Annotated in this window: 25 protein-coding genes; 13 read left to right on the top strand and 12 right to left on the bottom strand. The window is 65.6% G+C overall.

Going from position 1 to position 24,760, the window contains the following annotated elements:
* Window positions 1-7: 7 nt before the first annotated feature.
* The 4 genes from NFC73_RS15910 to NFC73_RS15895 form a co-directional block, all read right to left on the bottom strand.
* Window positions 8-967 (bottom strand): amino acid ABC transporter permease, encoded by a 960-nt coding sequence (locus NFC73_RS15910; protein WP_254751802.1) that lies wholly within the window; start codon window positions 965-967, stop codon window positions 8-10.
* Between the two features lie 2 nt (window positions 968-969).
* Window positions 970-1,899, bottom strand: coding sequence for an ABC transporter substrate-binding protein (locus NFC73_RS15905; protein ID WP_254751716.1), 930 nt, complete (start codon window positions 1,897-1,899; stop codon window positions 970-972).
* A gap of 153 nt (window positions 1,900-2,052) precedes the next feature.
* On the bottom strand, window positions 2,053-2,784 hold the full coding sequence (locus NFC73_RS15900; protein WP_308292689.1) for an SDR family NAD(P)-dependent oxidoreductase: 732 nt from the start codon (window positions 2,782-2,784) through the stop codon (window positions 2,053-2,055).
* A complete protein-coding gene (locus NFC73_RS15895; RefSeq protein WP_254751714.1) occupies window positions 2,781-4,181 on the bottom strand; it encodes a DUF6421 family protein in 1,401 nt (466 codons plus the stop codon). Before NFC73_RS15895 ends, NFC73_RS15900 begins: the two co-directional genes overlap by 4 nt.
* A 226-nt stretch (window positions 4,182-4,407) precedes the next feature.
* Between NFC73_RS15895 and NFC73_RS15890 the strand changes: the two genes are divergently transcribed.
* From NFC73_RS15890 to NFC73_RS15875, 4 genes are all read left to right on the top strand, one after another.
* Window positions 4,408-5,637 (top strand): MFS transporter, encoded by a 1,230-nt coding sequence (locus NFC73_RS15890; RefSeq protein ID WP_254751712.1) that lies wholly within the window; start codon window positions 4,408-4,410, stop codon window positions 5,635-5,637.
* Between the two features lie 4 nt (window positions 5,638-5,641).
* On the top strand, window positions 5,642-6,001 hold the full coding sequence (locus NFC73_RS15885) for an ArsR/SmtB family transcription factor (RefSeq protein ID WP_254751710.1): 360 nt from the start codon (window positions 5,642-5,644) through the stop codon (window positions 5,999-6,001).
* A gap of 122 nt (window positions 6,002-6,123) precedes the next feature.
* The gene (locus NFC73_RS15880) at window positions 6,124-6,765 is read left to right on the top strand and encodes an arsenate reductase/protein-tyrosine-phosphatase family protein (protein ID WP_254751708.1); all 642 of its coding nucleotides are present in this window, start codon (window positions 6,124-6,126) and stop codon (window positions 6,763-6,765) included.
* A gap of 88 nt (window positions 6,766-6,853) precedes the next feature.
* Window positions 6,854-7,963: an LCP family protein gene (locus NFC73_RS15875; protein ID WP_254751706.1), complete on the top strand. Its 1,110-nt coding sequence runs from the start codon at window positions 6,854-6,856 to the stop codon at window positions 7,961-7,963.
* A 95-nt stretch (window positions 7,964-8,058) separates the two neighbouring features.
* Here the strand turns inward: NFC73_RS15875 and NFC73_RS15870 are convergent, their stop codons facing one another.
* Entirely contained in the window at window positions 8,059-8,256 is a 198-nt protein-coding gene (locus NFC73_RS15870) for a hypothetical protein (RefSeq protein ID WP_254751704.1), read from the bottom strand.
* 67 nt (window positions 8,257-8,323) lie between these two features.
* Window positions 8,324-8,737, bottom strand: a complete 414-nt coding sequence (locus NFC73_RS15865) for a hypothetical protein (RefSeq protein WP_254751702.1) — start codon at window positions 8,735-8,737, stop codon at window positions 8,324-8,326.
* 403 nt (window positions 8,738-9,140) lie between these two features.
* Here NFC73_RS15865 and NFC73_RS15860 point away from each other — a divergent pair, with 403 nt between their 5' ends.
* The gene (locus NFC73_RS15860) at window positions 9,141-11,381 is read left to right on the top strand and encodes a S9 family peptidase (RefSeq protein ID WP_254751700.1); all 2,241 of its coding nucleotides are present in this window, start codon (window positions 9,141-9,143) and stop codon (window positions 11,379-11,381) included.
* Between the two features lie 16 nt (window positions 11,382-11,397).
* Here the strand turns inward: NFC73_RS15860 and NFC73_RS15855 are convergent, their stop codons facing one another.
* The 3 genes from NFC73_RS15855 to NFC73_RS15845 form a co-directional block, all read right to left on the bottom strand.
* Entirely contained in the window at window positions 11,398-11,865 is a 468-nt protein-coding gene (locus NFC73_RS15855; protein WP_254751698.1) for an SRPBCC family protein, read from the bottom strand.
* Window positions 11,866-11,971: 106 nt separating this feature from the next.
* Window positions 11,972-12,529, bottom strand: coding sequence for a GNAT family N-acetyltransferase (locus NFC73_RS15850; protein ID WP_254751696.1), 558 nt, complete (start codon window positions 12,527-12,529; stop codon window positions 11,972-11,974).
* 111 nt (window positions 12,530-12,640) lie between these two features.
* A complete protein-coding gene (locus NFC73_RS15845; RefSeq protein ID WP_254751694.1) occupies window positions 12,641-13,795 on the bottom strand; it encodes an acetate kinase in 1,155 nt (384 codons plus the stop codon).
* 149 nt (window positions 13,796-13,944) lie between these two features.
* Here NFC73_RS15845 and NFC73_RS15840 point away from each other — a divergent pair, with 149 nt between their 5' ends.
* The 3 genes from NFC73_RS15840 (at window position 13,945) to NFC73_RS15830 (ending at window position 15,588) form a co-directional block, all read left to right on the top strand.
* Window positions 13,945-15,060, top strand: coding sequence for a GTP-binding protein (locus tag NFC73_RS15840; protein ID WP_254751692.1), 1,116 nt, complete (start codon window positions 13,945-13,947; stop codon window positions 15,058-15,060).
* A 38-nt stretch (window positions 15,061-15,098) separates the two neighbouring features.
* Window positions 15,099-15,221, top strand: a complete 123-nt coding sequence (gene ykgO / locus NFC73_RS15835; protein WP_058931424.1) for a type B 50S ribosomal protein L36 — start codon at window positions 15,099-15,101, stop codon at window positions 15,219-15,221.
* 94 nt (window positions 15,222-15,315) lie between these two features.
* Window positions 15,316-15,588, top strand: coding sequence for a hypothetical protein (locus tag NFC73_RS15830; protein WP_254751690.1), 273 nt, complete (start codon window positions 15,316-15,318; stop codon window positions 15,586-15,588).
* A gap of 49 nt (window positions 15,589-15,637) precedes the next feature.
* Here the strand turns inward: NFC73_RS15830 and pta are convergent, their stop codons facing one another.
* Window positions 15,638-17,716: a phosphate acetyltransferase gene (pta, locus tag NFC73_RS15825; protein WP_254751688.1), complete on the bottom strand. Its 2,079-nt coding sequence runs from the start codon at window positions 17,714-17,716 to the stop codon at window positions 15,638-15,640.
* 165 nt (window positions 17,717-17,881) lie between these two features.
* On the opposite strand from pta, the gene NFC73_RS15820 reads away from it, so the two are divergent.
* From NFC73_RS15820 to NFC73_RS15810, 3 genes are all read left to right on the top strand, one after another.
* Entirely contained in the window at window positions 17,882-18,367 is a 486-nt protein-coding gene (locus NFC73_RS15820) for a hotdog fold thioesterase (protein WP_254751686.1), read from the top strand.
* A gap of 6 nt (window positions 18,368-18,373) precedes the next feature.
* Window positions 18,374-19,750: a phenylacetate--CoA ligase PaaK gene (gene paaK / locus NFC73_RS15815; RefSeq protein ID WP_372494678.1), complete on the top strand. Its 1,377-nt coding sequence runs from the start codon at window positions 18,374-18,376 to the stop codon at window positions 19,748-19,750.
* A gap of 72 nt (window positions 19,751-19,822) precedes the next feature.
* Window positions 19,823-20,428, top strand: coding sequence for a TetR/AcrR family transcriptional regulator (locus NFC73_RS15810; protein ID WP_254751684.1), 606 nt, complete (start codon window positions 19,823-19,825; stop codon window positions 20,426-20,428).
* A 38-nt stretch (window positions 20,429-20,466) separates the two neighbouring features.
* On the opposite strand, the gene NFC73_RS15805 is transcribed toward NFC73_RS15810, so the two are convergent.
* Window positions 20,467-20,874: a VOC family protein gene (locus tag NFC73_RS15805; protein WP_254751682.1), complete on the bottom strand. Its 408-nt coding sequence runs from the start codon at window positions 20,872-20,874 to the stop codon at window positions 20,467-20,469.
* A gap of 282 nt (window positions 20,875-21,156) precedes the next feature.
* On the opposite strand from NFC73_RS15805, the gene NFC73_RS15800 reads away from it, so the two are divergent.
* Window positions 21,157-21,951 (top strand): glycoside hydrolase family 16 protein, encoded by a 795-nt coding sequence (locus NFC73_RS15800; RefSeq protein ID WP_254751680.1) that lies wholly within the window; start codon window positions 21,157-21,159, stop codon window positions 21,949-21,951.
* Window positions 21,952-22,013: 62 nt separating this feature from the next.
* Here NFC73_RS15800 and paaZ read toward each other — a convergent pair whose 3' ends face one another.
* Window positions 22,014-24,116, bottom strand: a complete 2,103-nt coding sequence (gene paaZ, locus NFC73_RS15795; protein WP_254751678.1) for a phenylacetic acid degradation bifunctional protein PaaZ — start codon at window positions 24,114-24,116, stop codon at window positions 22,014-22,016.
* Between the two features lie 234 nt (window positions 24,117-24,350).
* Here paaZ and NFC73_RS15790 point away from each other — a divergent pair, with 234 nt between their 5' ends.
* The gene (locus NFC73_RS15790; RefSeq protein WP_254751799.1) at window positions 24,351-24,704 is read left to right on the top strand and encodes a PaaI family thioesterase; all 354 of its coding nucleotides are present in this window, start codon (window positions 24,351-24,353) and stop codon (window positions 24,702-24,704) included.
* Window positions 24,705-24,760 lie beyond the last annotated feature (56 nt).

The following is a 24,760-nucleotide window of genomic DNA, read 5'->3' as shown; positions in this document are numbered from 1 at the left end:
GTGATGGTCACGGTAGCTCATCCTCTTGTTTGGGTGCTTTGGCTGCGGCGGCCGCAGGGGTCGGCCTGACCGGGGCAGGGACGATGTTGTCCACGCCCTTTCCGAAGTGGCGCTCAACGTAGTACTGGCCCACCATCAGGATGCTGGTGATCACCAGGTACCAGAGGGCGGCCACGATCAGCAGCGGAATGGGCAGGTAGCTGCGGTTGGCGATGCCGTTGGTTGCGAATGTCAGGTCCAGGGTGAACGGCACCGCGAGCACCAGCGAGGTGGTCTTGAGCATCCCGATGGTCTCATTGCCGGTGGGCGGCACGATGACGCGCATGGCCTGGGGCAGAATGATCCGCCACATGATGTTGGACTTGCGCATCCCCAGGGCCTCGGCGGCTTCCATCTGGCCGGAGTCGACAGACTTCAGGCCGGCGCGGAAGATTTCGGCCAGATAGGCTGACTCGTTCAGCCCCAGGCCCAGGATTGCTGCCATGAAGGCGGTGATCACGTCCTGCGTGCTGAAGCTGAACAATTCCGGTCCGAACGGAATCCCCAGGGCGATCTTGGGATAAAGCACCGAAATGAGGCCCCAGAACACCAGCTGGGTGTAGACCGGTGTGCCGCGGAAGAACCAGACCCAGGTCCAGCTCACGCCGCGGAACAGGGGATTGTCCGACTGGCGCATGAAGGCCAGGAGAATGGCCAGCGTGATGGCGATCGCCATCGAGAGGACTGTCAGCAGCAACGTCCAGCCGATGCCCTGGATGACGAGCACGTCCATGAAATAGGTGCCGACGATGTCCCAGCGGAAATTGGTATTGGTGACCAGGCTCTGGCCCAGCAGCGCGGCGAACAGCAGGATGAGGACGGCGCCGGCCCAGCGGCCGGGATGGCGGACCGGAACGGCGTCGATCAGTTCCGGTTTCCGGTGCGCGGCACTGGTCCTGCGGTCGCTTGTATCGGTGGGTGCGAGGATGCTCAATTGCCTACCGCCGGGTTCACTTCAGACTTCGTGACGGCGCCCTTGGTGTTGCTCCAGGTGTCCAGGATTTTCGCGTAGGTCCCGTCGCTGATGAGTTTGTTCATGACGTTTTTCATGAGCTCGGACAGGGCGGTGTCGCTTTTGGCGACCGCGATGCCTTGCGGTGCCGCAGCGTAGACATCGCCGAGGGCCTCCAGCTTGCCGCCGGTCTGCGAGAGGGCATAGCCGATGATGGGGGAATCGGCGGCCATGGCGTCGATGCTGCCGTTCACCAGACGGGTGGTCACGTCTGTCTGCGTTTTCAAAGTGACGACGTTGACGCCCGGTTTTCCGGCATCCGTGCATGCCTTGGACCGGCCGGAGACGTCGGGGTCCTCCTGGGTGGTGCCGGTCTGCACGCCCACGGTTTTGCCGCAGATGTCATCGACGCTGAAATTCTTCGGGTTGCCCTTCTGGACGGCCCACAGCGTGCCGGCATTGAAGTAGCTGACCATGTTGACGGCCTTCAGCCGCTCCTCGTTGATGGTGAAGGAGGAGATTCCCAGATCGTACTTGGCACCGAGAGCGGGCAGGATTCCCGTGAATTCCGACGTCTGGACCCTGACCTTCAGGCCGAGGGTCGCACCGATGGCCTTGGCGAAATCCACATTGTAGCCCACCGGGGTCTGGCCATCGGCGCCGCCCAGGGATTCGGCAGGTGCGTACGTTGTGTCGGCACCCACCGTGAGGGTGCCCTTGCTCCGGATGGCCTCAGGGACGCTCGCGGCGAGGGCATCGTCCCTGGCCACAGAGGCGGGATCAAAGCCGGCGGAACCCGGGGCAGCTCCCCCCGAGATCTGTGATGCATTGGTGCAACCGGTCAGAGAAAGAAGGCCGATGGCGAGACTCGCCAGTGCCTTTGTCCTCTTGGACGGAGAAAACGACATTGTTTACCTCTTGGTTGGGTGTGGCCCATGAATGGGACTGTTTTCTGACTGCCTGCACGCAGGTCGGCGTGCGGGCGCGCCCGTACTGGCGCTTGGTGGATCTCCCTACCTGCTTCCCGGTAGGGACAGGCGAAGAATCGGGATAGGTGAAGATCAGCCCAGGGGTAGGCGGGAACCGTTGAGTTCGGCGGCGGACCTGCTGAACAGGGCGGCCGAAGCGGCTCCGAGATCCTTCACATGGGTGAATCCCGGGAATTTCCGGTCGGGCTGGGAAGCTTTCATCTTGTCGTCGACGAGGGCCTTGACCACGAACACGACGGCAGCTGACCGCTGTGGCTGGCGGTCGTTCGTGCTGCCGGATTGTGAGCTGCGGAAGCCGTCGGCCACCGCCAGCGTCCAGGCTTCGGAAGCGGCCTTGATCGCTGCGTAGGCGGCACCACCTGCGGAGGGATTGGCGGCTGCCTGGGCAGACACGATGGCCAGTCGGCCCGCCGGGGACTTTTCAAGGTCGTCGTAGAAGGCGCGGCTGGTGTTTCGCAGTGTCGTCAGGACGCTGGTGTGCAGAAAGTCCCAGTCGGAGTCCTCCTGCCCCGGTATGCCGTCGCCGCCGCGCCAGCCACCCACCAGGTGGATGAGGCCGTCGAGGGGTCCAAGGTCCCGCCGGACCGTGGATGCCAGTTCCCGGACGGCCGCGGGTTCTGCGAGGTTGCAGGTGTACCCGGTGACGTTGGGCCAGGACTGTGCGAGGTTCTGCACGCGTTCAGTGTCCAGGTCCACGGCGGCGACGCGGAATCCGGCGCCGCTGAGGGCCGATACGACGGCGGTCCCGGCCTCGCTGGTGGAGCCGGCCACCATAACGGTCCGGCGTCCGTCGGGAGCCATCATGCCGCGTCCTGGCGGCTGCCGCCGCCGTTTGGCTCGCCGGTGATTCCGGCCGTGGATTCGATGACGTTTCTCATCTTTTTCTCCAGTGCTTCGTAGAACATTGATAGTGGGAACTCGTCATCAAGCACCTGGTCGGTCAGGCCCCGAGGAGGGCCGTGAAGGGCCAGCGCCCCGGGCCCTTTGGCCCAGAGGGATGCGGGGTTCGGGGTGACTGTGGCGCTGATGAATTCATAGGCCGCCAGCCAGTGAGCGGTTTTCGGGCGGTCAATTGAACGCCAGTACAGCTCCTCGATCTGCTTCCCAAGTTCGATAACAACCTCGGGCGCTTCCGACCAGTCGATGGACAGTTTCGAGTCCGTCCAATGAAGCACCTTGTGCTGGTGCATCCATGCGAAAAGGAGCTGACCGCCAAGTCCGTCGTAATTGCGGACCCGGTTTCCTGTCATCGCGAACCGGAAAATCCGGTCGAAGATGACGGCATACTGGACGAGTTTCGCGTGGTTTCGCGCCTCCGGCGGCGCGTTCTCATCCCTCTCGATACGGACGGATTCGCGGAATGCCGTCAGATCGCACCGCAGCTCTTCCAGGGTGTAGAGAAAGTACGGCATCCTCTGCTTGATCATGAATGGATCAAACGGCAGATCCCCGCGCATGTGCGTCCTGTCATGGATCAGATCCCACATCACGAAGGTTTCCATGGCCAGCTGAGGGTCTTCAAGCAGGCGCCGCGCTCCGTCGGGAAGAGTGAGGGACGTGATGTCGCTGGCTGCGGCCACTACCCTCCGGAACCGCTCAGCCTCGCGATCCGCGAAAATACCACCCCAGGTGAACTGCGGCGTTTCACGGACGGCTACGCTCTCGGGAAACAACACCGCCGAGTTCGTGTCATAGCCGGGTGTGAAGTCGATGAAGCGGATGGGTACGAACAGCGGGTTCGAATACTCTGCACCTTCGAGTTCAGCGATGAACTCCGGCCACACCACTTCGAACAGCACGGCCTCCACGAAGCGGTTCGGGCTGCCGTTCTGCGTATACATAGGGAAGACCACCAGATGCGGCAGTCCGTCGATTCGGTGCTGCTGTGGTTGGAATGCGAGCAGGGAATCCAGGAAGTCCGGGACCCCGAACGAGGAGGCAGCCCACCGCTCGAAGTCAACTTCCAGCCGGGCCAGATACTCCGCATCGTGCGGGAACGAAGGGGCCAACTCCCTGAGTGAAGCCGTGATGGTGGTGACCTCGTACAGGGCTCGGTCATGGTCCCCCGGATCAGGTATCGAGCCGTCCTTCACCTGGATCTGCTGCAGTTCTCCGGCGGCCCGTTTCAGCTCGGTCCAGGACGGGTTTGAGGCAAGCAGGGCACCTATTGAGGAGCGGGATACGTGTTTTGTTGCAGTCATTGCTACGGCGTCCTTCCTTCTCTGTGACCCGCGTAACACTAGTGAACAGAAAGACATCTTCATCTAAAAACAGAGGCGCAGTAAGCAAGTCTTAGTCTAAATTCGGGAAATAGGGCTGGTGGCCAAGAGGTTGCCGTGCCCCGTTCGAGGTTGGCCCTGCATGACATTGGGGTTTAGCCGCCTACAATAGGTGCATAGGTACGCACATATTGATTGAGGGATCCTTGTGATCGAAGTTCTCGCCATCCGCGCCTACCGGAAGCTCTTCTCAGCCCAGATTGTTGCGTTGCTGGGGACGGGTTTGCTGACGGTGGCCCTCGGACTGCTGGCGTTCGACCTTGCAGGAGCGCAGGCCGGGGCCGTGCTCGGGACGGCGCTGACCATAAAAATGCTGGCCTACGTCTTCGTCGCGCCCGTCATGGCGGCACTGGTGGAACGGCTGCCAAAAAAGCCGGTCCTGGTGGCCGCGGACCTGACCCGTGGAGGCATCGCACTGATGCTCCCCGCGGTGGATCAGGCCTGGCAAATCTACATGCTGGTCTTTGTCCTGCAGAGCGCCTCCGCTACGTTCACGCCCGCCTTCCAGTCCTTGATCCCGGCGGTGCTCCCCGATGAACGGCAGTACACGCGGGCCTTGTCACTCTCCCGCCTCGCCTATGACCTGGAATCCCTGCTCAGTCCGGCCCTGGCCGCAGCACTCCTATCCGTACTTACCTTCCACGAACTCTTCCTCGGCACCGCGGCAGGGTTTATGTTCTCAGCGGCACTCGTGATGACCACCAGGCTGCCAGCCACACCGGCAGCCCGTCAGGAAGGATCACTGTGGCGACGCACCACCCTCGGTGCACGGATCTTTGCGAAGTCGCCGGAACTGCGCGGCCTCCTTGCTTTGAATCTGGCCGTGGCGGCCGCTACAGCCCTGGTGCTGGTCAACACTGTGGTCTATGTCCGGGACCTGTTCGCAGGATCCAACGCCGACGTCGCCATCGCCCTGGCGTGTTATGGCGCCGGCTCGATGGCTGCAGCGCTCAGCGCACCCAGGGCGCTGGACCGAATAGCCGACCGTTCGTTGATGATGTCCGGAGCAGCGCTTCTTGGCATTGGCCTCGCCGGCACGTTTGTCCTGCTGGCGACTGCCGGGCCATGGCTCATGCTGCTGGGGCTCTGGGTGGCACTTGGCATCGGGACTTCGATGATCAGCACCCCATCGGCCCGGCTGCTGCGCCGCTCGGCATCCGAAAGCACGCGGACCTACATCTTCACCGCCCAGTTCTCCCTCTCCCACGCGTGCTTCATCATCACTTACCCTGTCGCTGGCTGGATCGGCGCGTCCGCCAGCCAGCCCGCGGCCGCAGCAGCGCTGGCAGTGGTGGCTATGATCAGTACAGCAGCGGCCCTGAAATTCTGGCCGGCTGCCTCCAAGGCCGGCGCAGAACCGGCCAGCAGGAAAGGGTGAGCTGGTGGAAGAGGCCCAACGCGTCAACACACCGAGCCTTCACCACCCCAGGCTCCCCGATGCCCGCCGGCTGGATGCCGCGACGGCCACGTTCCGGATGCTCGCAGATCCCACCCGCCTGCATGTGCTCTGGCTCCTGACCCAAGAACCGGCCGACGTCACCACTCTGGTGGAACGCACCGGCGCCTCCCGGACCTCCGTCAGCCAGCACCTGGCCAAACTCCGGTTCAGCGGCCTCGTCAGCACCCAAAAAGTGAGTCGCCGGGTGGTCTACAGCATCGCGGACGGCCACCTCGCCCGGCTTGTCCTGGAAGGCCTGAATCACGCCGACCACACCGTCACGGGGGAACCCAGCCACGGCTGACCGTCCTGGCGGTAAGGCGAGCGCGCGGCCGTCGCCCGCTTTAGGCCCGGCCCGCACGTGTTAAGTTGAAAGGTACGACGGGCCGCACCGGGTCCGGCGCATCGGCTGGAAAGAGACGTTCCGTGGAATCCCCCGCATCTGCCCCCGCACCCGTGAGGATCCTGACGGTCTGCACCGGCAACATCTGCCGTTCCCCCGTGGCTGAGCGGCTGTTGCAGGCCGGGCTGGACCAGGTGATGCCGGGCGGATTCGAGGTCACCAGCGCCGGAACCCGGGCCATGGTGGGCGACCCCATGCAGCCGCTGTCCGGTGACATCGTGCGCACCTTCGGCGGGAACCCGGACGGTTTCGTCTCGCGGCAGCTGACCGGCAAGATCCTGCGCGGCGTGGACCTGGTGCTCACCATGACCTCGGGCCACCGCGGCGAAGTGCTCCAGCTGGACGCCTCCCTGCTCAAGCGCACGTTCACCATCCGCGAGTTTGCCCGCATGCTCGACGTCCTGGACGAGCGTGCGGACAGTGCCGCACACGGTACGGTAGCGGACGACGGCGGCGGTCCCGTCGGTGCCAACACCGCCTTCTGGCGGGGGGTGCCCGCGCGCGCCGCGTCCGTCCGGCACCTGTCACTGCCCGCGGATTCTTCCGAAAACGACATCATCGACCCCTACCGGCGCAGCCCGGAGATCTACCACCAGATGGAGGACGAACTGGCCCCGGCCATCGTTTCCATCCTGCGGCACGCGCGCCTGAACATTCCCGCCTAAACCGGCGGGCCGCCGTCGTACGTTACGGCTCGGAAACGACACGCTCCGCGTTGTAGCCTGAACCGGGTCCGAGGGCGGACACTAAGTCATGGCGAGCACCCCAAGCGGTCCTGATCCGATCGGCCCCGGCAATTCCGGCCCCGAGCCTGCCGCGCCTGCCGCGCTGAAACGGCGCCGCTTGATCGCCGCGGTGCTGTCGCTGGTGCTGGTGGCCGTCGTCGCCGTGTCCGCCCTGCTGTTCACCAAGCCTGCCGCGGAAGTTGCGGCCCCGGTGCCCACCATCACTGACACCGCCACCCCCACTCCTTCGGAGACGACACCGCCACCGCCCCCGGCACCGGCCCCTCCCCCGCCGCCCGAACCCATCGCGGAACTCCCCGCGGCGCCCATGAACATCCTGGTGATCGGCAGCGACAGCCGTGCCAACGCCCGGGAGCAGGCAGCCCACACCGCGGCCACGGGCGAATCGCAGGACCACCGCGCCGACACGCTCATGCTGGTCCACATCCCGGCCGACCGCCACAGCGTGCACGTGGTCTCGCTCATGCGCGACCTATACGTCAACATCCCCGACTACGGCTACGCCAAGATCAACACCAGCCTGCAGGTGGGCGGCATACCGCTCGCGACCCGCACGGTGGAGTCCCTGATGGGGACCCACATCGACCACACCGTCATGCTGGACTTCCACGGTTTCAGGACGCTCACCGACGGGCTGGGCGGAATCGACGTGAACGTCACCGTGCCGTTCCAGTCCACCCACGAAACCCAGCACGTCTTCACACCGGGGGTGAACCACCTCGACGGCCAGGCGGCGCTGGAATTCGTCCGCGAGCGCTACGCCTTCGTCGACGGCGACTTCCAGCGGGTCAGGAACCAGCAGACGTTCCTCCGCGCCATTCTTGCCCGGCTCACCAGCGACGGCGCCCTGCACGACGTGACTGCTGTGCGGGCCCTGGTGAATTTTGCATCCGGCTACCTCACAGTGGACCAGGGCTTTGATCCTGTGGGCGTGGCGATCCTGGCCTATGGCATGCGCGGGATCGACCCCAACGCGGTTGTTTCGCTCACGCTTCCGACAGCAGGGGTGGGCACGGCACCGGGAGGGGCGTCGGTGGTGTTCCCGGACTATGGCGGGATCGCCCAGGTAGCGGCTGCCATGCGCGAAGGCCGGCTGCCCGAGTACGCGGGCGGGTAGTACGCCGGGGGTGATTGCTTGGCACCAGCTGGCAGGCACCAAGTGAAACGGCCCCCGGCAGTTCATTCAGTGCCAGGGGCCGTTTCATCGGTGACTTAACTCCGGGTGGGGTCCGGGCGCAGCGGTGCGGGCCCCGGATCCGGGAAGGGCAGCGGACCTGGCGGTTCCGGCGTCGGGATGGGGCTGGGCCTGTCCGGTCCCGGGTGGCCGGGATGGGTGGGCTCCGGATTGAAGGGGTCCGGGCCTGGTTCCGGCGGGAACGGCTCTGGTTCGTGCACTGGCGGGATGGTCATGGAACTTCCCCTCTCACGCTGGGCGGATGCGCCTTTGCGTGATCAGGATACTCCGTCCGACCTGCTTCTAGGCCGGACGGCGCAGACGGACCGGGCGGGAAACCGGCGCTTTGGCTGCTTCGCCGGCTTCCCGCATCAGCGGAACGGCGAAGCTCACCACCAGGCGGGCGTTGGCGTCGTCCGTGGACCTGATGGTCAGGCTTCTGGTGCCGGGCGGCAGGGACGGGGTGAATACCTGCAGGTTCCGGGATCCGAGGCTGGCCGAGTCCCGGAGGGTGTATTGTGTGCCCCAATGGTCTTCGATGGCAATTTCCGGGATGCCTCTCCCGGCAGCGGATTCAACGTGGATGTTGACCACCAGGCACGTGCTCCAGACTTCGACAGAGAGCACCGTGAACTCTGCGCCGGGCGTCAGGTGTAGGCCATACGTGGGCGGCAGGAGCATCTTCCGGAGGATGCCTTTCGGAATCAGGTTTCGCATCTTCGCCCCCAATATTACTAAGAGTGCTTCCAATTAGCCCGCGATAATGACGCCCTGTCAAGGTCCTTGCGCAGCCTCCTGCGGCAACCCGCACCAGCATGGCCAGGGACGCAGAGAAGTGGTCCCCGGCGGGGCCGGGGACCACCGTATCGGAAGGGTCGCCCGCAGACTGCCGATGCGCTGTCTGGCGCTGTGGCGTGCCGAAACGGCTAACCGCCCTATGAAGGCAGATGAAAAAGAACGCGTCCGGATCCTCCCGGTAATGGCGTTTTAGCACCGGGCGGAGGGTGGTTCAAGGGGTTCCGGCCGGTAACTTAGCGGCGATCCGGCCCGGCTGCAGGAGGGCGCTACCCCGGTAGCGAACGGCGGCCATTTTGTCCGCCCGGCTCTATATATTGAAGGCATGACCCAGACTCCGCTGCAGGATTCCGCCACTTCATCCGCCGCTCCCTCCCCCACGCCCCCAGTGGCCAAGCAGGTCCCGCACGAGCGGACGCACCATGGCGACACGTTCGTGGACAACTACGAGTGGCTGCGCGAGAAGGAATCCGCCGAGGTGGTTGAGCACCTGAAGGCCGAGAACGCCTACCAGGAGGCCGTCACCGCCCACCAGGAGCCGTTGCGCGAGGCCATCTTCCAGGAAATCAAGGGCCGCACGCAGGAGACAGACCTGTCTGTCCCAAACCGCAAGGACGGCTGGTGGTACTTCAGCCGCTCGGTTGAGGGCAAGGAGTACGGCATCCAGTGCCGCGTCCGCGCCCAGGACACCGGCAACCCCGTGGCCGACTGGACTCCCCCCGCAGTGGAGGCCGGCGTCGAAATCCCCGGCGAGGAAGTGCTGCTGGACGGCAACATCGAGGCCGAAGGCAAGCCGTTCTTCTCCGTGGGCGGCTCGGCCGTCACGGTGGACGGGGACCTTTACGCCTACGCCGTGGACAACGCCGGCGACGAACGTTTCACCCTCCACATCAAGGACCTCCGCACGGGTGAGCTCCTGCCGGACGTCATCGAGAACATCTTCTACGGCGTCAGCTTCTCCCCCGACGGCACCCGCATTTTCTACACCGTGGTGGACGATTCGTGGCGCCCGTACCAGGTGAAGTCCCACGTCCTGGGCACGCCGGTCACCGACGATGAGGTGATTTACCAGGAGGACGACGTCGCCATGTGGCTGGGCTTTGAGCTCTCCTCCGACAGGCGCCACCTCGTGCTGGGCATCGGCTGCTCCGAGTACAGCGAGACCCGCCTGCTGCGTTTCGATGACCCGACGGCGGCCCTCACCACCGTGATTTCGCGGGACGAGCGCGTCCTCTACGAGGCCGAGCCGTTCCTGCTCACCGGTCCTGACGGCGAAAAATCAGAACGCATCCTGCTCACCCACAACCGCGGTGCCATCAACTCCATGGTCTCCCTGGCGGACCCCGCCGAGCTCGCCAAGCCGCTGGCCGAGCAGCACTGGAGTACCGTCGTCGAGCATTCCGACGACGTCCGCGTCAACGGTGCCGGCGTCACTTCCACGCACCTGATTGTGTCCGTCCGCAAAGACACGATCGAACGCGTCCAGGTGATGGGACTGGCCGGCCTCGGTACGCCCGCCCAGGAAGCCCCGGTGGAACCGGCGTTCGACGAGGAGCTGTACACGGCCGGCGTCGGCGGTTCGGACTACGAGGCCCCGGTCATCCGGCTGGGCTACACGTCCTACTTCACGCCGTCGCGCGTCTACGACTTTGTGCTGCCCACCCCGGCGCAGCCCGCCGGCGAACTGCTGCTCCGCAAGGAAAGCCCGGTACTGGGCGGCTACGACGGCAGCGACTACGTGGCCACCCGCGAATGGGCCGACGCCGCGGACGGCACGCGGATCCCCCTGTCTGTGCTGCGGCACAGGAGCGTCAAACAGGATTCGACGGCTGCGGGCCTGGTCTACGGGTACGGCTCCTACGAGTTGAGCATGGACCCCGGCTTCGGCATCGCCCGGCTGTCGCTGTTGGACCGCGGCGTGGTGTTTGTGATCGCGCACATCCGCGGCGGCGGCGAGCTGGGCCGGCACTGGTATGAGGACGGCAAGAAGCTCGCCAAGAAGAACACCTTCACCGACTTTGTGGACGCCACGGACTGGCTGGCCAAGTCCGGGTGGGTGGATCCGTCCCGGATTGCGGCGCTCGGCGGTTCAGCAGGCGGTCTGCTGATGGGCGTAGTGGCCAACCTGGCACCGGAAAAGTACGCAGCGGTGGTGGCGCAGGTGCCGTTCGTGGATGCCCTCACCACCATCCTGGACCCGGAGCTTCCGCTGTCCGCCCTGGAATGGGAGGAATGGGGCAACCCCATTACCGACCCGGACGTATACGCCTACATGAAGTCCTATTCACCGTACGAGAATGTGCGTTCCGTTGCGTACCCCAAGGTGGCCGCGGTGACGTCCTTTAACGACACCCGTGTCCTGTACGTGGAGCCGGCCAAGTGGGTCCAGGAGCTGCGGAACAAGACCACCGGCGCCGAGCCTGTGGTGATGAAGATCGAAATGGACGGCGGCCACGGCGGCGCGTCCGGGCGCTATGTCCAGTGGCGCGAGCGGGCGTGGGACTACGCGTTCATCGCCGACTCCCTCGGCGCCAACGACCTGCTGCCAGGGGCTGGCCTCAAGTAGCCATTGATCACCGCCGTCAGGCGTCGCTGCTCCCGAGCTCCGGATGCTCAGTCAGCAGCTCGGCCAGTGTCTCGAGGTTGGCACGGACGGTCCTGGCCTGGGCTTGTTCCACGAACCGGTCGGCCAGTTTGCCGAACACCCCGCCCAGGCCAGATGCCGCATCGATCCGGAAGTTCAGGCGCGTCCCGTCACCTTCAGGTTCCAGGACATGGGTGATAGTGAATTCCAGCTTTCCTTCCACCGAGCGGGATACAAGGCGGGTTGGAGGCTGGAATTCGATGACCTCGGTTGTCCAGTCGAATTTCCTGCCCACCACCTTGCTGGCGCCCTTGACCCGGGTGCCGACCGCAACAGGCTCGGTCCCGACCGTTTCGGCATGGACCGCCGAGGAGTCCCAGACCGGAATGTTTTCGCCCCTGGACAGGAAATTGAAGACTTCCTGTGGCGGGCGGGCAATGTAGACGCTTTCTTCCACGGTAGGCATCGGGTTCTCCTTGGACACGCCTGTTGCCAGCGCGGCATGGCCGGCAGCTAGGCACAACGCCAGTTTGGCCTTGACCCATCAGGCAGTCAATGGCCATTCGTTTCCCTCACTGGGAGCGGGCGCGCCATTCGTCCTCGAGGATCGCGTAGACCAGCTCAGTGGCCCACTGGCCCTTGTAATGCCATTTGTCCACCAGCCGGGCCTCCAACCGCATGCCCAGCCGTTCGCACAAGGCGGCGGAGGCGGTGTTGAGCGCGTCGAGCTTTGCCTCGATCCGGTGCATTCCCAGCTCCTCGAACCCCAGCCTCAGCACGGCATCCGCGGCCTCGGCCCCGTAGCCCTTGCCCCGCGCGCCCGGCGCCAGGGACCATCCCACTTCGCCCTGCCCGCTGCCGGGAAGCCACTTCAGCACCACCTCGCCGAGGAGTCCCGGGGCGTCCACGGCCTCGATGGCCAGGCATATCCAGTCGCCCTCCTTCTCGAAGACGAAGTTGGCGTACTTGCCCACGGACTCCATGCACTTGGTGTAGCTCTTGGCCTCCCCGGGCAGGAATCGGGCCGTTTCAGGCAGCGAATGGTAGGCATGGAAGGCGTCCAGGTCCCCAGCTTCGAACCGGCGCAGGATCAAACGCTCGGTGCGGATGGGCAAAGTGATCTCAGGCATGGACTGAGGCTACCCCGCAGCCCGGGCAAGCTCGATCACCGGGTTTCGCTCCCCAACCGCTCCCTCACCTCGCAAGCTCGGTCAGGGAACCCTGCGGTCGTGGGCCCAGGCTCAACCACCGACGACGGCGGCAGTTGCCTCTGCGATGGCGCGCTCCTCGTCGGTGGGCACCACCAAAACCGGGATGGCGGACGCAGCCGTGGAAATCACCCGCGGTTCCTTGGACCGCTGACTGTTCAGGCCGGCGTCGAGCTCTATGCCCAGCGCATTCAGCCTGTCAGTCACGAGGGCGCGGAACTGGTGCGAGTTTTCGCCGATCCCCGCCGTGAACACCAGTGCCTTGGCGCCCCCGACGGCCACGTGGTAGCCGCCGATGTACTTGGCCAGCCGGTAGGACGTAACCGCGAGCGCCATCGAAGCCTTGGCGTCGCCGGCCTCTGACGCCTCCACCACCGAGCGCATGTCGTTGTTTCCGGCGAGCCCCTTCAGCCCCGATTCGCGGTTGAGCATGGTGTCGATGTCCTCCGGCGTCCACCCGATCCGGCCGAGGAAGACCAGGATGGAGGGATCAAGGTCGCCTGAGCGGGTGCCCATCACCAGGCCCTCCAACGGCGTGAAGCCCATGGACGTGTCCACCGATTGACCGCGGCGGATGGCCGTGACGGAAGCGCCGTTCCCCAGGTGGGCGATCACGCCGTCGAACTCGTCCACGGGAAGATCGAGCAGCCCGGCGGCGCGGTGCGTGACGTACTCGTGCGACGTGCCGTGGAAGCCATAGCGGCGGATGCCGTGGTTCGTGTAGAGCTCATCGGGGACGGCGTAGCGCCAGGCGTGTTCGGGCAGCGTGCGGTGGAATGCGGTGTCGAACACGGCCACCTGCGGCAGGTCCGGCCACTTCTTGCTGATGGCGCGGATGCCCAGGACGTTGGCGGGGTTGTGCAGCGGCGCCAGCGGGTTGAGGCGCTCGATGGCACGCGTGATCTCGTTGTCGATCAGCACGGGCTCGGCGAACCGCTCACCGCCGTGCACCACACGGTGGCCCACCGCCGCCAGGTCCAGGTCCCCGAGCTCGGCATGGATCGCGGCATCTACCAGTTCCAGCGCCTCCGCATGATCTCGGGGGCCCTCGATTTCGCCGTCGCCATCACCGCCGTTGCCCATGCCGATCTTCTCGATCAGCCCTTCGGTCAGCACCATGCCGGCGACCACGTCCCGGACCTGGTACTTGAGCGAGGACGAACCGGAATTGATAACGAGCACAAGCATGGGGCCTCCTGGAGCCTTGGTGCCGCGGGGCACAGCTGACGAGGGGTGTGCCGGAGCCTGGCGCAGCGCTCCCTGGGATCCACTCTATAAGTTCCCCTCCTGTGTACGCTGGCTTGTAAATGATAATGATTCTCATTAGAGTAATCGGCATGCATATCACTGTGATCAGCTCCCTGGACGCCCTGTGCCGCCAGCAAGCCTGCCAAGACGCGGCCGCGGCCAATCCCGGCGCCGTGGTGGTCCTGCACGATCTGTTGGAGAACGGCGTGGTGATCCGCAGGATCTCCAGCCAGTCCGGGCTTGTGGAGCGCGCCGAGACGCAGCTGGAACACGGCTGCCTGAGCTGCACCGTGCGGCTGGATCTCGTGCCCACCATCGAGCGGCTGCTGGAACGCGGGGAGACCCAGGCCATCATCGGGCTCCCTCCGGCCGTGTCCGCGGAGGCCGCGATCGGCGCCCTGCGGCGTGGCCTTTCCCGCCCGGTGACGATTGATTCCGCTGTCCTTGCCTGCGCCCCTGACACGCTGGAGGACCACATCTGGGACCACCACACCCTGTTTGAGTCCGGGTTCACACCAGTCCCGGAGGACCAGCGCACTGCTGGTGAATTCCTCATCGGCGAGCTGTCGTTCAATGACACCGTCCTGCTGGCAGAGGTGGACCTGTGTCCGGCCGACCCCGCCCTGCGTGTTCGCGGCGTCCAACTGGTCAGGGAACTGGCCCCTCACGCTGACGTGGCGGAAAACGCCCGCCTCATCCGCCCGGGCCGCCACAACTACCACGACGCCCTGAGCCGGACAGTCCCCGGTTCGGTGCGGATCCCGGCGTCGTCCTCCACGTCACCGTTCACTACCGTCACCCACAGGGCCCAACGGCCGTTGCACCCTGAGCGGTTCCGGCACGCCCTGGCGTCCCTCGCGGAAGGGTGCTGCTGGTTGCGGGGACGCCTGTGGATCGCCGCCGCACCGCAGTGCCGGATCGCCATCCAGGGCATCGGCCCGCGTGTCTGGCTCGAAAACACCGGACCGTGGCTGGCAGACCAGGACGCCGGTGCGGCGCCCGATCCCCTCAACCATGTGGACGCCCACCTGGACTGGCATCCGGAACACGGGGACCGCGGAAGCGTGCTGGCCGCGACCGGAGAGGGCATGGACCCGGCGGAAATTGCGCAGCTGCTCTCCGCCTGCGAACTCACCGACGCGGAAATGGAGGCCGGGTTCGCCGGTCTGACCGACCCGTTCCAGCTCGACCCCGCCCCGTCCTGAACGGCCCCCGCCGCACACCAACAACAAGGAGCAAGCCCATGAAAGTCAGAAATTCCCTCCGCGCCCTGAAGAAAGTTCCCGGCGCCCAGATCGTCCGACGCCGGGGCCGAACGTTTGTGATCAACAAGAAGAATCCGCGGATGAAGGCCCGTCAGGGCTGAGGCTGCAGACCGGCTCACCCGCGCCTGCCGTTGCGTCAGCCGCGGCAGGCGCTTAGAGTCGGCGGACACGTTGCACCACGCAGAGAGGACTTTCATGCCGAACGACACCACTCAGCCCGACGACACCGAGCCCGGGACAGCAGAACCCGGGACCCCAGAACCCGCCTCCGGCACCACGGACCCTACCGGCGTCGAGGGTGCCAACCCGGCCCTGGACGACACCGGAAGCCCCAAGGTCGATGAAGTGGGCGAGCCTGCTGAACAACCCAAGGATCCGCAGAACCTGGACCTCACGCCCGAAGGACTCTCCGACGAGCCCGCCAAGGAAGAAGACCCAGACAGCCTGGCCAAGCCGGAAAACAGCTAACCTCAACGCGGGGTCACTCAATGCCCAATATTCCCTCCGGAAGGGGCATTTAGTGACCCCGCGTTGCTGCCTGGATGGCGGTGATGGCCACCGTGTTCACGATGTCCTCCACGGTGCAGCCGCGCGAGAGGTCGTTGACCGGCTTGCGCAAGCCCTGCAGGACGGGCCCGACGGCGACCGCCCCGGAGCTCTGCTGCACCGCCTTGTACGTGTTGTTGCCGGTGTTCAGGTCCGGGAAGATGAACACGGTCGCCTGGCCTGCCACTGACGAGTCGGGCATTTTGGAGGCCGCGATGGAAGCGTCCACGGCGGCGTCGTACTGGATGGGGCCTTCGACGGCGAGATCCGGGCGGCGTTGACGCACCAGTTCGGTGGCCTGCCGGACTTCGTCCACGGCCTCGCCGGAGCCCGAGCCGCCGGTGGAGTAGGACAGCATGGCCACCCGCGGCTCCACCCCGAACTGCACCGCGGTTTCGGCCGAGGCGAGGGCGATGTCGGCGAGCTGTTCCACGTTGGGGTCCGGATTCACGGCGCAGTCGCCGTAGACCAGCACCCGGTCCGGCATGAGCATCAGGAACACCGAGGACACGATCTTGACGCCGTCGCGCGTTTTGACGAACTCCAGCGCCGGGCGGATGGTGTGCGCGGTGGTGTGGGCGGCGCCGGACACCATGCCGTCCACCACACCCAGCTGGACCATCATGGTGCCGAAGTAGCTGCCGTCCTGCATGATTTCCAGGGCCTTGGGCAGGTCCACGCCCTTGTGCGCACGCAGTTCGGCGTACTTCTCCGCGAACCCCTGCCGCAGTTCCGAGGTGGCCGGGTCCACGATGTTGATCCCGGCGAGGTCGATGCCGTTGGCCGCTGCCAGCTCCCGGACCTGCGAATCCGGTCCCAGCAGGGTGAGGTCGCAGACGTCGCGGCGGTGCAGGATTTCGGCGGCCTGCAGGATCCGGACGTCCGTTCCCTCCGGCAGCACCACGTGCCGGCGCTGCCCCCTGGCCCGTTCGATGAGGTCGTGCAGGAACCGCAGCGGGGTCATCCGCTCCGGGCGCGGCAGGTGGAGGCGTTCCACGAGTTCGGCCTCGTCCACCCGTTTGGACCACAGACCCAGGGCGGAGGCCACCTTGCGGCGGTGCCCGGACCAGATCTCGCTGCGGACCTCGGAGACCCTCTTGGCAGTGGTGTAGGTGTCCTGGCTGGCGGCAAACACGGGGAACGGCGCCTGCGCCAGGAGCGGGTAGATGTTGGCGTCCGGGGACAGGCCGCCGGTCAGGATCAGCGCGGACGGCACCGGGAATTCCGGCGAGAACGACGACGCCAGGCAGGCCACCATCACGTCCGCACGGTCGCCGGGAACGATCACCAGGGCCCCCTCGTCCAGCACGTTCAGGAAGTTGCCCACGTTCATGGCGGCCACCTTGATGTCCCGGACGTCGCGTTCCATGTCCGCGAGGCCGGCGATCTGGCGTACGCCCAGCGCCGTGGCAACCTCGCCGGTGGTGGGCCGGGCGATCTCCTCCAGCTCCGGCAGGACGTACACGGGCCGGTTGGATGCACCCGGTTTGATGGCGGCCGCGATTGCCTCCACGAGGTCCGGGTCAGCGCGGTTCACCATGATGGCCAGCAGCGAGCACTTTTCCGCCGCCAGCTCCTTGCGGGAAACCTCGACGGCGGCCGCGGCCTCCGCGACGCTGAGCCCCTTGGCGCCCACCACGGCAACCACCGGCGCGGCCAGGTTGTTGGCCAGCCGGGCGTTCAGGTCAAACTCGACGGCGGCGTCCTGGCCGGTGAGGTCCGTCCCCTCCACGATCACCACGTCGCAATGCTTGGCGATCTCGGCGAAGATCTCCACGCAGCGCGCATCGATGTCGGCGCGTTTTCCGTCTGCGAGGAGGGCACGCACCTCAGTGGACGTCAGGCCGCCACGGCAACGGTCGTCGTCGAGCGCGAAGCGTGATTTCATCAGCGCCACCATGGGATCGTCGGCGGCGTCCGGGCCGTGGACCACCGGTTTGAAGAAGCCGATCCGGTCCGCGTGCCGGTGGAGCGTGTCCGCGAGGCCCAGGGCCACGAGCGATTTGCCCGACCCCGGGGTGGTCGCGCTGACGTAGATGCCTTTGGCCATGGTCCGCCCTTTGCTGTGCGTGGTGCCGGTCCCTCCATCCTTGCACTTCCGTGCCGGGGGTCCCACCGATCAGGGGTACCCGCAGACCGGTCTGCCCTTGACACCGGACCCGCATCTGGGATTACCTAATGAACATTCGGTAAATAAAGCTGGAGGCAATGACGCATGGCTGAAGCAGCACTCTCCGGGGTCACCCACCCCATCCTGGAAAACGACTACGCCTCCGAATGGATGGGCATCGAGGTCCTCGCCGTCAGCGACGGACACGCCACCATCCGCATGAAGCTCCGGCAGGAAATGCTCAACGGGTTCGGCATGGCGCACGGCGGAATGATCTTCGCCTTCGCCGATTCCGCGTTCGCCCTTGCCTGCAACCCGGTCAATCCCACCCCCGAAGAGGCCGACAGCATTACCGTTGCCGCCGGTGTCGACATCAACTTCCTCAAGCCCGCCTACCGCGGCCAGGTGATCACCGCCGTCGCGGACCGCCGGTCCAGCTCAGGGCGCAGCGGGCTCTACGACATCCAGATTTTCGCCGCCGACGCCGGCACGCAGCCCGGTGCCCAGCCCGATTCGCCACCCAGCTCCGGCAACCCGGGGGAACTCATCGCCGAGTTCCGCGGACGCAGCCGCACCATTCCCAAGAAGTAGGAAACCATGACCCTCCACGCCCCCGAAACGCCCATGCCGCAGTCCACGTCCCAGGGCACCTCCCCGGGCACAGATCCCATCCTGGACCGCGAGGAAACCATCTCCCGCGACGAACTCGAGGCCCTCCAGCTCACCCGCCTGCAGCACACCGTGGCGTACGCCTACGACCGCGTGCCGCTCTACAAGCGCAAATTCGACGACGCCGGCATCCACCCCGCCGACCTGCGCGAACTGGCCGACCTCGGCAACTTCCCGTTCACCACCAAGGAAGACCTGCGCGCCGAGTACCCGTTCGGCATGTTCGCCGTGCCGCAAAGCGAAGTCGCCCGCGTGCACGCGAGTTCGGGCACCACCGGCCGGCCCACCGTCGTCGGGTACACCAAGCAGGACCTGGCCGACTGGGCCAAACTGGTGGCGCGCTGCCTCCGCGCCTCCGGCGTCCGGCCCGGCATGAAGGTCCACAACGCCTACGGCTACGGCCTGTTCACCGGCGGCCTGGGCGCGCACGCCGGCGCTGAAGCCCTGGGCTGCACCGTCATCCCAATGTCCGGCGGCCAGACCGAACGCCAGATCCAGCTCATCCAGGACTTCGCGCCTGATGCCATCCTGTGCACGCCGACCTACCTGCTGACCATCGCCGACGCGATGGCCCATATGGGCATCGACCCCGCCTCCACATCGCTCAAGTACGCGGTCCTGGGCGCCGAACCGTGGACGCAGGAGATGCGGCACGAACTCGAAGTCACCATGAACATCAAGGCCTGCGACATCTACGGCCTGTCCGAAGTGATGGGCCCGGGCGTCGCCGGCGAGGCCGTGGAAACCCAGGACGGCAGCCACATCTGGGAGGACCATTTCCGCCCCGAAATCATCGACGCGTTCAACCCCGTCGTGGGCAAGGAAAACGTCCTGCGCGACGGCGAACACGGCGAACTCGTTTTCACCTCGCTCACCAAGGAAGCCCTGCCGATCATCCGCTACCGCACCAAGGACCTCACCCGCCTCCTGCCCGGCACCGCCCGCCCCGCGCACCGCCGGATGGGCCGCATCACCGGCCGCAGCGACGACATGATCATCCTCCGCGGCGTGAACCTGTTCCCGTCCCAGATCGAGGAAATCGCGCTGCGCATCCCCGAACTCAGCCCTCACTTCCAGCTCGAACTCACCCGCCCCGAGGGGCAGCGGATGGACCAGCTGACGGTCAAGATCGAGCGCCGGGACGCGGTGACAGTTGAGCAGGGTACGACGGCGGCGCGCACCCTGCAGGAGCAGATCAAGATCCACGTGGGTTCTTCGTGCGCCGTTGACGTGGTGGAGCCGGGTTCACTGGAGCGGTCAAACGGCAAGCTGCGCCGGATCTACGACCTGCGCCCCATGGCCTAGCGCGAACGGACACGTGAGGCCCCGGCTGCGGCGCTGCAGGGATTACCGAACGTTCATGGGAAAATAGCCGGTATGCCCACTACAGCAGTCCCCAGCAAGCGCGGCCGTCCCGGTTACGACCAGCAGTCGGTGCTGCTCATCGCCGTCGACGTCTTCAACCGGCACGGCTATGACGCCACGTCCATGGGCATCCTTGCCGAGAACCTGGGCATCTCGAAATCGGCCATCTACCACCACGTGCCGTCCAAGGGCGACCTCCTGAAGCTCGCCCTGGACCATGCCCTCGGTGGCCTGGAATCAATCCTCGAACAGCCCGGGGCGCAAAGCGGCGCCGCGGACGCACGGCTGGAATTTGTCCTGCGGCAAACCGTGGCCGTCCTTGTGGAGCGGCTGCCGTTTGTCACGCTGCTCCTACGGTTGCGGGGCAACACTGACATTGAGCGCGACGCCCTGGAACGCCGTCGCGCGTTTGATCACGAGGTGGCCGCCCTGATTGCCGCAGCCCGCGACGAAGGCTCGCTGCGCCAGGACATCGATCCGCGCACCGTCACGCGCCTGCTGTTCGGCACCATCAACTCAATCGTGGAATGGTACAAACCGGGCGGCTCCCTCACGCCGGAAAAACTGGCCGACGACGTCATCACCATCGCGTTCGACGGGCTCCACGCGCAGCACTAGGGAATGCTGCGCGTGCTGAGTGCGACCTTCCGGGGCGGTCAGAGCTGGTATTCGACCTGCATGCCCAACGTCTCGTGAACGCAGAGGATGTTGTGCTCCGTGTCCATGAACCAGGCGCATTTCTCGGAGTCCGTTGTGCAGATGTGGTTCTCGGTCTTGAGGTTGGGCAGGTCGTAGTCCTGGAAACGGACGCCCCTGGCCTCCATGTCCTGCACGATCCGCTCAATGTTGCGCACCTCGAAACTGAGGGCGGTGTGCTCGGAGTGCTTCCCGTCCGAGACCGGCAACAACTGCAGCATCGGGCCGCCGTCGCTACCGAGTAATTCGCTTCCATTGTCTGTCATTCCGCGGTGCGGGAGGCCCAGTTTTTCGGTGTAGAAACTGCGGGCGCGCGCTGCGTCATCGACGGGCAGGATGGTTGTGGCTGTGTTCAGGGCTAGGTTCATTTGGCCACCTCCTACGGTGGAAATTTTACGCCGCAGCAGCCCGGAAAGATCCAAACGCTCTCTCACATAATGCGGGAAAAAACTCGACGCTCTCTCATGCGAGGACCGGTTCAGGTTCGCTCTTGAGGATGGACCGGCAGGTGGGATGCCCCCATTTTTTCGGACTCGCCCCGTCTGCCGCCGGCCGCCCTTATGCTCATGGGATGGCGCGAAGGATGAGGGACCCGCAGTTCCAGGATGAGCAGCTATGCGGGTGGACTACGTGAGGGCGTGGAACGTTCAATGAAAAAATTGCGGGTGTTGATGGTGCTGGCCGGCCTAACTCTGTCAGGGTGTACGGTTCCGCCCCCATTTGCCACCGCTACTCCGACGACAACCGCCATTGCTCCCACAGCGGATTCAGCCGCGACGACGCTGAACTGGGGCACGCCGACGGCTGGCGATGAGTTCAATTATGTGGGTGCGCCGGACGCTACCAAATGGTCCGTGCACAACAGCGCCGGCCATAACGGAAACGGGGTCCGGAGTCCGCAACAGGTAACTGTGGACGGCTCCAAAATGGTTATCACCGGAACCCCGGACGGCACGACTGCCGGAATGGGCGCGAAGTTCGCGCGGCAGAAGTACGGTCGGTGGGAGGTCCGGGCTGCGGGTTCGGGCGACAACGAGTATCACATGGTTTCAATCCTTTGGCCGGATAACGGCAACTGGCCGTGTGACGGCGAGGTTGATTACGCGGAAACGACTGGTGACTGGAACGTCATCAAGTTCTTCCAGCACTACTCGTGCAGTAACACGCAAACGTCAGCCACCAAGGCTCTGGACGTGTCTCAGTTCCACAATTATGCCGTGGACTGGTCGCCTGCGGGGATCGTCGGGTACGTGGACGGCGTGAAGTGGTTCGAGGAAACCAATACTGCGCATCTGCCTCCGGGTCCGATGCACCAGACGTTGCAGCTTGACTGGTTCCCGGATGCTACTGCGGACGGCGCCGGTGAAATGCGGGTGGACTGGGTGCGTGCGTATGCGGCGGGGGACCCAACTCCCACCCCGACGACGACACCACCGGGGCCGTAACGTAAGTGAGAGAGCGTCCGCCCGGAACCCACATTAAGTGAGAGAGCGTCCGGAATTTGGGGCTACTTTTCGACGAGCGTGAGGACGTCGTAGGTGGCCACGATCTCGTCGTTCTGGTTGGTCAGGAGCGCGTCCCAGGCCACCTCGCCGTACTCGTCGGTTTCACGCGGGGTGATCTTTTTGGCGGTCAGGGTCACCCGGATGGAGTCCCCGGCAGCCACAGGCGTGATGAAGCGGAGGTTCTCCAGGCCGTAGTTGGCCAGGACCGGGCCCGGTGCCGGTTCCACAAACAGTCCGGCGGCCCAGCTCAGCAGCAGGTAGCCGTGCGCCACGATGCCCGGGAAGAACGGGTTGGCTTCTGCCGCTTCCTGGTTGGTGTGGGCGTAGAACGTGTCGCCGGTGGAGTTGGCGAACGCGGTGATGTCCTCCAGCGAGACCTCACGCAGCTCCGAGCGGATGGCGTCGCCAATGTGCAGCGTGGCCAGGGATTTCCGGAAGGGGTGCTGGCCCTCGGTCTCGAGCGTGAAGTTCCGGTCTGCGCCGGTGTGCCAGAGGCCGGTGACGGCGGTGAGCATGTTGGGCGAGCCCTGGATGGCGGTGCGCTGCATGTGGTGCATGACCGAGCGGATGCCGCCCAGCTCCTCGCCGCCGCCGGCGCGGCCCGGACCGCCGTGGACCAGGTGGGGGACAGGTGAACCGTGGCCGGTGGAGCTGCGGGCGTCCTCGCGGTTGAGCATCAGGACACGGCCGTGGTGAGCGGCGATCCCGGTGACGAGTTCGCGGGCCACGGCAGGATCGTTGGTGCACACCGACGCCACGAGGGAGCCGCCGCCCCGGGCGGCGAGGCGGACGGCGTCGGGCAGGTCCTTGTATCCGATCACGGAGGCAACCGGGCCGAACGCCTCGAGTGAGTGGATCGCGTCAGTCTCCGCGTCAGCCCAGCTCAGCACCACCGGCGACATAAAGGCGCCAGCATCCACTACGCCCGTGGCGCCGCCGGCAGAGGTGACCGACGGCGAATCGAGCGTTCCGTACGCGAGCTCACCGCCGGCGTCGAGCATTGACTGCACCGCGGCGCGGACATCGGCGAGCTGTTCGAGCGACGCCAAAGCGCCCATGGTGACGCCGTCGGCGCGGGGATCCCCCAGCACCACACGCTCATCCACGCGCCTGCCGATCGCGGCGATCACCGCCGGCACCAGCTCCTGCGGGACGATGGCGCGGCGGATGGACGTGCACTTCTGGCCCGCCTTGACCGTCATTTCGGTGACCACTGACTTGATGAAGGCGTCGAATTCCGGGGTGCCCTCCACAGCGTCCGGACCAAGGATGGCGGCGTTGAGGGAGTCCGTTTCGGAAGTGAAGCGGACGCCGCCCTTGACCACGTTGGGGTGCGATTTCAGGGACAGGGCCGTGGAGGCGGAGCCGGTGAAGGCAACGAGGTCGCGGTAGTCCAGCACGTCCAGGAGGCCGCGGACGGAGCCGGAAATCAGCTGCAGCGAGCCCTTCGGCAGGATGTTGGATTCGATGATGGCCTTCACCACGGCCGCGGCCACATACCCGGTGGGGGTGGCGGGCTTGACGATGGTGGGGACCCCGGCGATGAAGGCCGGCGCGAGTTTCTCCAGCATGCCCCAGACCGGGAAGTTGAACGCGTTGATCTGCACGGCCACGCCCGGGATGCGGGTATAGATGTGCTCGCCCACAAACGAGCCGTCCTTGGACAGCACCTCCAGGGGTCCGTCCACCACCACCTGCGAGTTGGGCAGCTCGCGCCGGCCCTTGGAACCGAACGTAAAGAGGACGCCGATGCCGCCGTCAATATCGATCATCGAGTCGATCCTGGTGGCACCGGTCTGGGCAGAAAAAGCATAAAAGTGCTCGCGCCGGGCGTTCAGGTACTGCGCCAGCTCCTTGAGCTTCAGGGCGCGCTGGTGGAAGCTCAGCTTGCCCAGTTCCGTTTGTCCCGTGCTGCGGCCGTAATCCACGACGGCGGCAAGGTCCAGGCCGTCGGTGCTCACCTGGGCCAGGACTTCCCCGGTGCTCGCATCCCGCACGGGGACAGCGGAAGCTGCCGAACCGGCGTCGGGAGTCCACCAGGAATCCTGGATGAAACTGGGAACGGTCTGGACGGTGTCGACTGTGGCTTCTGCAGTGGTGGTCATCGTTGACGGGTCCTTCCAAGGCGGGGACAAAACGCGGCCAGGGCTTTACTGACCGTCCGTTCGGTAATATGTCTACAGTACATGACTGTGCCGTGCCGCACACTGGAAGTTCAGCCTCGCCAAAGGAGACCCATGACTGCCCTATCCCCCGACGCCGCTGCGCCGGACACCACACCGGGCGCCACCCCGGCCGCCACACCGTGGAAGATCGTGCTCGGGGAGCTCGACGAGAAGATGGGCGTGAAAATCCTGGAGGAATCGGTCGAGCGCGTGGTGGCGACGATGCCTGTGGAGGGCAACAGGCAGTCGTTCGGGCTGCTCCACGGCGGCGCGTCCCTGGCGGTGGGCGAGGCGGTGGGCTCCTGGGCGGCCGTGATCCACGCCAGCACGTTGGGGAAAACTGCCGTGGGGGTGGACGTCTCCGCGACGCACCACCGCTCCGCGCGCGAGGGCAAGATCACCATCACCGCCACGCCAATCTACCTCGGCGGCACCCTGACCACGCACGAGGTCCTTATCACCAACGACGCCGGCCAGCGCCTCTGCACCCTGCGCATCACCAACCTGCTGATCAAGCCGAAGAAGTAGCCCTCCCCTCCCAACTAGGTAGCAGTAGGTGTCGTTATGAGAGCTCAAAACGACAT

The sequence above is a fragment of the Pseudarthrobacter humi genome, assembly GCF_024294965.1.
Taxonomy (GTDB): domain Bacteria; phylum Actinomycetota; class Actinomycetes; order Actinomycetales; family Micrococcaceae; genus Arthrobacter; species Arthrobacter humi.
The sequence above is the reverse complement of the archived record's forward strand: the minus strand, read 5'-3'. Positions and strand labels throughout refer to the sequence as shown.

What these genes read in the sequence shown, in the direction of transcription:
- ykgO (WP_058931424.1), top strand. Translation starts at nt 15,099, where the DNA reads ATGAAAGTCAGAAATTCCCTCCGCGCCCTGAAGAAAGTTCCCGGCGCC.
- NFC73_RS15860 (WP_254751700.1), top strand. Translation starts at nt 9,141, where the DNA reads ATGACCCAGACTCCGCTGCAGGATTCCGCCACTTCATCCGCCGCTCCC.
- NFC73_RS15865 (WP_254751702.1), bottom strand. Translation starts at nt 8,737, where the DNA reads ATGCGAAACCTGATTCCGAAAGGCATCCTCCGGAAGATGCTCCTGCCG.
- NFC73_RS15820 (WP_254751686.1), top strand. Translation starts at nt 17,882, where the DNA reads ATGGCTGAAGCAGCACTCTCCGGGGTCACCCACCCCATCCTGGAAAAC.
- NFC73_RS15870 (WP_254751704.1), bottom strand. Translation starts at nt 8,256, where the DNA reads ATGACCATCCCGCCAGTGCACGAACCAGAGCCGTTCCCGCCGGAACCA.
- paaK (WP_372494678.1), top strand. Translation starts at nt 18,374, where the DNA reads ATGACCCTCCACGCCCCCGAAACGCCCATGCCGCAGTCCACGTCCCAG.
- NFC73_RS15790 (WP_254751799.1), top strand. Translation starts at nt 24,351, where the DNA reads ATGGGCGTGAAAATCCTGGAGGAATCGGTCGAGCGCGTGGTGGCGACG.
- NFC73_RS15830 (WP_254751690.1), top strand. Translation starts at nt 15,316, where the DNA reads ATGCCGAACGACACCACTCAGCCCGACGACACCGAGCCCGGGACAGCA.
- NFC73_RS15895 (WP_254751714.1), bottom strand. Translation starts at nt 4,181, where the DNA reads ATGACTGCAACAAAACACGTATCCCGCTCCTCAATAGGTGCCCTGCTT.
- NFC73_RS15855 (WP_254751698.1), bottom strand. Translation starts at nt 11,865, where the DNA reads ATGCCTACCGTGGAAGAAAGCGTCTACATTGCCCGCCCGCCACAGGAA.
- NFC73_RS15800 (WP_254751680.1), top strand. Translation starts at nt 21,157, where the DNA reads ATGAAAAAATTGCGGGTGTTGATGGTGCTGGCCGGCCTAACTCTGTCA.
- NFC73_RS15905 (WP_254751716.1), bottom strand. Translation starts at nt 1,899, where the DNA reads ATGTCGTTTTCTCCGTCCAAGAGGACAAAGGCACTGGCGAGTCTCGCC.
- paaZ (WP_254751678.1), bottom strand. Translation starts at nt 24,116, where the DNA reads ATGACCACCACTGCAGAAGCCACAGTCGACACCGTCCAGACCGTTCCC.
- NFC73_RS15805 (WP_254751682.1), bottom strand. Translation starts at nt 20,874, where the DNA reads ATGAACCTAGCCCTGAACACAGCCACAACCATCCTGCCCGTCGATGAC.
- NFC73_RS15845 (WP_254751694.1), bottom strand. Translation starts at nt 13,795, where the DNA reads ATGCTTGTGCTCGTTATCAATTCCGGTTCGTCCTCGCTCAAGTACCAG.
- NFC73_RS15850 (WP_254751696.1), bottom strand. Translation starts at nt 12,529, where the DNA reads ATGCCTGAGATCACTTTGCCCATCCGCACCGAGCGTTTGATCCTGCGC.
- NFC73_RS15875 (WP_254751706.1), top strand. Translation starts at nt 6,854, where the DNA reads ATGGCGAGCACCCCAAGCGGTCCTGATCCGATCGGCCCCGGCAATTCC.
- NFC73_RS15810 (WP_254751684.1), top strand. Translation starts at nt 19,823, where the DNA reads ATGCCCACTACAGCAGTCCCCAGCAAGCGCGGCCGTCCCGGTTACGAC.
- NFC73_RS15900 (WP_308292689.1), bottom strand. Translation starts at nt 2,784, where the DNA reads ATGATGGCTCCCGACGGACGCCGGACCGTTATGGTGGCCGGCTCCACC.
- pta (WP_254751688.1), bottom strand. Translation starts at nt 17,716, where the DNA reads ATGGCCAAAGGCATCTACGTCAGCGCGACCACCCCGGGGTCGGGCAAA.
- NFC73_RS15840 (WP_254751692.1), top strand. Translation starts at nt 13,945, where the DNA reads ATGCATATCACTGTGATCAGCTCCCTGGACGCCCTGTGCCGCCAGCAA.